The sequence below is a fragment of the Polyangium spumosum genome (assembly GCF_009649845.1).
GTDB classification, from domain to species: Bacteria; Myxococcota_A; Polyangia; order Polyangiales; family Polyangiaceae; genus Polyangium; species Polyangium spumosum.
The window spans coordinates 1-4,174 of record NZ_WJIE01000048.1 but is presented as its reverse complement, the minus strand read 5'-3'; the positions used below and the strand labels follow the sequence as shown (position 1 = coordinate 4,174).

Genomic DNA, 4,174 nt, shown 5'->3' with positions numbered 1-4,174 from the left:
TATCTACGCGCACACTGTCCTGCAGCGACGCGACGTTTTCGCGCGAGCTCTGGTGCAGTGGGGGTGGGATGTCAGCTCGGCGGCGTGGCGCGGGCTTCTGCTTCGGCGATCTTTCTTCGGAGGTAGTCTCTCCCATCCTCATCGAAGCCCTCTTGCTGGTCGGGCTGTTCGGTGAAGGCGAGGGCGCGGCGGTAGAAGTCGGCGGCGAGAGCGAAGTCGCCGCGGGCTTCGTGGACCATGGCGGAGCGGTCGAGCCAGTCGATGACGTCGGGGTAATCGCGGCGTAGCTCCTCGCAGTTTGCGAGCGCCTCGTCGAAGCGGCGTTGCTTGATGAGGTCCAGCACTCCGTTCGACAGTTCTTCGAGGCGGCTGTCGTCGGCATCCAGCTCGAGATCCATGAACTCCTCTATGCGAGAGCGGACTTGCGCGAGCGCGGGCCCCACGTCCCTCTGCCATTGCCCGCGCTCCTGCCGGGCAGCGAGCATCTCCTGCACCTTTGCTGCTTCTGCGATGCTCAGGCAACACTTCTTGTACTTCTTTCCGCTGCCGCACGGGCAGTGGGCGTTTCGTCCGATCTTCGCCATCAAATTTGCCTCCGTGCCGTCGATGGGTTTGTCCTCGGGGCGTGTTTGACCAGGTACACGAGCTCGTCGAGCAGGTCAAGGAAACTTGGGAGACGGTTTGGCGCGAGCGTCCGCCGCCCTCTTGCGTCCGAGCGTGTCCGAGCCCCGGTGTCGTGTGGGACGGCACGCGTACACGCAGTGTGACGGTGTGCGTGGACGGGCAGGCCGTCTACGTGCCGGAGGTGCGCTGCAGGCGGCTCTGTTGCCGCGGCTGCGATACGAAGTGGACGCGCCGCCCCGAGGGGATGGTGGCTCGGCGCCATTATCAGCCCTGCGTCGTGGCGTCGGCGCTCGCCTCGTTGAGCTCGGATCCCGCAGCGACGCCGAGCACCGTGGCTCGCCAGGCGAATTGCTCAGCTCGCACGGTGAGCCGGTGGGTCCAATGGGCGTCGGAGCTCGGGGAGCCGGCCATGATGGCGAGCGAGATCGCGAAGGTTATCGAGGCGCCCATCTTGCCGCCCCCGGCCATCGTGCCCGCCGTGGAGGCAAAGGCGCGCTCCGCGTCCGGACGAGCGCGCCTTTGGCGCGCGGCGCAGATCCTCGTGCTCCTCGAGGCACTCGCGAGCGCTCTCTGCCTTCCGCCGCCGGGGCTCGGCTCGGTGCTCAGCCAAACCCTCCCGGATGGAGTGACGACGTACGCGGCGCCTCGAATCGCCGCCTTCGACGCACGGCCGCTCATCCCCGCCGATGCCGCGGGCAAACCCGGGGCGGGCGTTTTATCGTCGGGATGTGAGCGACGAAGGACGGCACCGGGATGACGAGGAAGCGCTGACACTGGCGATTTTCCGTTATGGTGTAATCGCGCCGGTGATCGAGCAGCGCGACGAGGTCGGGCGGAGCGCCATCACGGAAGCGGTGCGCGCCGTCTGCGCAGAGGTCCATTATTTACCCGGCCACGGGCCCATTCCCGTCAGCGAGCGGACCGTCTGGGCGTGGATCAAGCGATATCGTGAGGGAGGCGTCGAAGCGCTTCGTCCGCGATGGCGCAAGGACAAGGGGGCGCTGCGCGGGGTCGACGAGGCCCTCCTCTCGCGCGCGACGCAATTGCGCAAGGAGCAACCCGACCGGCACACGAAGACAATCCTCGACATCCTCGAGCGAGAGGGCTCGCTCTCGGGGAAACACGTACCGCACCGCGCGACGCTCGATCGGCACCTGGATCGCCTCGGCGCGAGCCGGAGGCGGATGCGGGTGCTCGGCGCGCGGCGCACGATCAAGATGTGCTTCGAGCGCTTCGGCGAGCTCTGGGTCGGTGATTATCACCATGGCCCGACCGTGCTCGGACCTGACGGAAAGCCGACGACGGCCAAGCTCGGGGCGATCATCGACCATTCGACGCGCTATCCTGTCGCGGACAAGTACTACACCGCCGAGGATCTCGCGACGCTACGCGACACGGTCCAGCTCGCGCTCTTGCGCTGGGGGCCTCCGGAGAAGCTGTACGTCGACCGCGGTGCGGTCTATCGCTCGGAGCAGCTCGCCTATTCGCTCGCGCGCATCGGCACGAAGCTCGTGCACTCGAAGGAGTATTACTCGCAGGGCCGAGGTGTCATCGAGAAATGGTGGCAGGTGGCGATTCCTTTCGAGCAGGAGGTCGCTGCGCGCGAGGAGCTCCTCACGATTCACGAGCTCAATCGCCTCTGGGAGGCGTGGCGCGAGCTGCGTTATTGCGAGGCCGTGCACTCCGGGCTCGGCCGCGCGCCGAAGGAGGCCATCGCCGAGGTGACGCCGCGCCCGCTCGACCCGGAGATCGTCCGTGAGCTCTTCTTGATTCGCGCCAAGAGGACCGTGCACAGGAGCGACGGCTGCGTCTCGGTCGAGGGTCGGCGATTCCTCTGCGAGAGCTTCCTCCGCGGGCGCGAGGTCGACGTGCGGTACGACCCGCGCGACCTCTCCCACGTCCTCGTCTTTTTCGAGGGAAAACGCGTGCAACGCGCGACACCCCAGCCGATCAACGCGACGCCCGAGCCGCACGCGGAGCAGAGCACCACGCGCGTCCGGCAGAGCGTCGATTATCTCGCGCTCTTGCGCGACGACTTCGACCGGCGCCTGCTCGAGCAAGCAAAGCCCCTCGCTTATGCCGAGCTCCGCGTCGAGCCGGGCTTCGATGGCGCTCGATTCGTGGACGTCGTCGCTCACCTCGCGGGCCTCTCGCCACGCCCTCCCCAGAGAAAGGAGCTCTTGGCCTTCTGGGACTCCCTCGGTCCCATTCCCGAATCCATCACGAGAATCGGCACCGAGCACGCCGTGCGCCTGCACGGCCGCGGAAGGCACGTCCGGATCTATCTGCACGCCATCCGTACGCTCGTCCTCGCTCACCTCAAGAATCCAGAAGCAAAGGAGAATCCATGAGTCAGTCCCTCTTGCGTCATTTCCGTCTGCGCAGCCACCCCTTCACACGCGCCGCGCAAAGAGATGGCTTGTATCGCCACAAAGGCTTCACCGAGGCCCTCGAGCGCCTGCGCTTCACCGTCGAGCTGGACGCCATCGCCACGCTCGTCGCCGAGCCCGGCTGCGGCAAGAGCCTGTTGCTCGGCCAGCTCGCCGACGAGCTGCAGCAAAAATCGTGGGCCGTGCACTACTTCGCCCACGCGACCGTGGGCCCCTTCGGTCTTGTCAATGTGCTCGCTCGAAAAACCGGCCTCGCGCCCCGCCGCTCCCGCGCCGAGACCGCGCTCGCCGTCTCCGCCGCGCTGCTGGAGGACGAGCGCAAGCACCTGCTCGTGCTCGACGAAGCACATGCGCTCCCCGACGACACGCTCGAGGACGTCCGACTGCTCACGATCGCCGATTTCGACCGGAGGAGTCCATTCTTGCTCCTCTTGGCCGGCCAACCCTCGCTCGACGACCGCCTCGCCGAGCCGACGCATCACGCCCTCGATCAGCGAATCACGACCGTCGCGCGCCTCTCCCCGCTCTCGCTCGACGAGACGCGTGAATACCTGCGCGTAAGGATCGACATGGCCGGCGCCAAGGGGCTGCCATTCTTCGAGGAGGACGCCGTGGCCGCCCTCTTCGACGCCTCCGCTGGCGTCCCGCGACGCATCAATCACGTCGCAACGAGCGCAATGATCGTCGCTGCTTCACGCGGCCGCCAAACCGTGGGAGCGCAGGACGTCCACGACGCCCGCCTGGACCGCGGGCGCCTGTGAGGGGTCAACGTAATGTCTGGACGAACCCGCATCCCGACGTCGACTGAGCTCGCGCAGGCCCCCATCCTCGGGCTCTTCGCCACGATGGACGCCAGCCTCGGCGTCCTGCGCAACGCGATCCTCGCCGCTTACTCAGACATCGACGAGGAATCCGCCTACGAAGCCGCCTATCACGCTAAAGACCATTCCTTCATCATGGCAGACGCGATCGTGATCGCCATCGACAACCTACGCTGCGCCATCGAGCGCTACCAAAGCATAACCTCGAAAACACGCTCGCTGTCTCAGCGACACTGAATAACCCGACGCGATGGCGCCCATCACGCGACACGCACGGAGTGCTGCACGCGCTGCGAGCGAGCGCGCGCACGGCACCGCAGGGGAGCTCGCGCGGGGACA

At 66.8% G+C, this 4,174-nt stretch carries 6 protein-coding genes; 4 read left to right on the top strand and 2 right to left on the bottom strand.

Features of this window, described 5'->3' with window-relative positions; translation table 11 throughout:
• Positions 1–71 precede the first annotated feature (71 nt).
• Complete coding sequence (locus tag GF068_RS44670) at positions 72–584, bottom strand: SEC-C metal-binding domain-containing protein (RefSeq protein ID WP_206079682.1); 513 nt, start codon at positions 582–584, stop codon at positions 72–74.
• A 304-nt stretch (positions 585–888) separates the two neighbouring features.
• The gene (locus GF068_RS44070) at positions 889–1,035 is read right to left on the bottom strand and encodes a hypothetical protein (protein WP_170320064.1); all 147 of its coding nucleotides are present in this window, start codon (positions 1,033–1,035) and stop codon (positions 889–891) included.
• Between GF068_RS44070 and GF068_RS44065 the strand changes: the two genes are divergently transcribed.
• Genes GF068_RS44065 through GF068_RS43115 form a run of 4 tightly spaced genes read left to right on the top strand, consistent with a single transcriptional unit; the run spans position 1,034 to position 4,072 of the window.
• The gene (locus GF068_RS44065) at positions 1,034–1,381 is read left to right on the top strand and encodes a hypothetical protein (RefSeq protein ID WP_170320063.1); all 348 of its coding nucleotides are present in this window, start codon (positions 1,034–1,036) and stop codon (positions 1,379–1,381) included. The two genes, GF068_RS44070 and GF068_RS44065, sit on opposite strands and share 2 nt — an antisense overlap.
• Before the next feature lie 49 nt (positions 1,382–1,430).
• Positions 1,431–2,975, top strand: coding sequence for a Mu transposase C-terminal domain-containing protein (locus tag GF068_RS43125; protein ID WP_170320062.1), 1,545 nt, complete (start codon positions 1,431–1,433; stop codon positions 2,973–2,975).
• A complete protein-coding gene (locus GF068_RS43120) occupies positions 2,972–3,775 on the top strand; it encodes an ExeA family protein (RefSeq protein ID WP_153825410.1) in 804 nt (267 codons plus the stop codon). Before GF068_RS43125 ends, GF068_RS43120 begins: the two co-directional genes overlap by 4 nt.
• Positions 3,776–3,787: 12 nt before the next feature.
• Positions 3,788–4,072, top strand: coding sequence for a hypothetical protein (locus GF068_RS43115; RefSeq protein WP_153825409.1), 285 nt, complete (start codon positions 3,788–3,790; stop codon positions 4,070–4,072).
• The last annotated feature ends 102 nt before the right edge of the window (positions 4,073–4,174 follow it).

Coding starts and splice junctions, on each gene's coding strand:
- GF068_RS44670 (WP_206079682.1), bottom strand. CDS start 584: ATGGCGAAGATCGGACGAAACGCCCACTGCCCGTGCGGCAGCGGAAAG.
- GF068_RS44065 (WP_170320063.1), top strand. CDS start 1,034: ATGATGGCGAGCGAGATCGCGAAGGTTATCGAGGCGCCCATCTTGCCG.
- GF068_RS44070 (WP_170320064.1), bottom strand. CDS start 1,035: ATGGCCGGCTCCCCGAGCTCCGACGCCCATTGGACCCACCGGCTCACC.
- GF068_RS43120 (WP_153825410.1), top strand. CDS start 2,972: ATGAGTCAGTCCCTCTTGCGTCATTTCCGTCTGCGCAGCCACCCCTTC.
- GF068_RS43115 (WP_153825409.1), top strand. CDS start 3,788: ATGTCTGGACGAACCCGCATCCCGACGTCGACTGAGCTCGCGCAGGCC.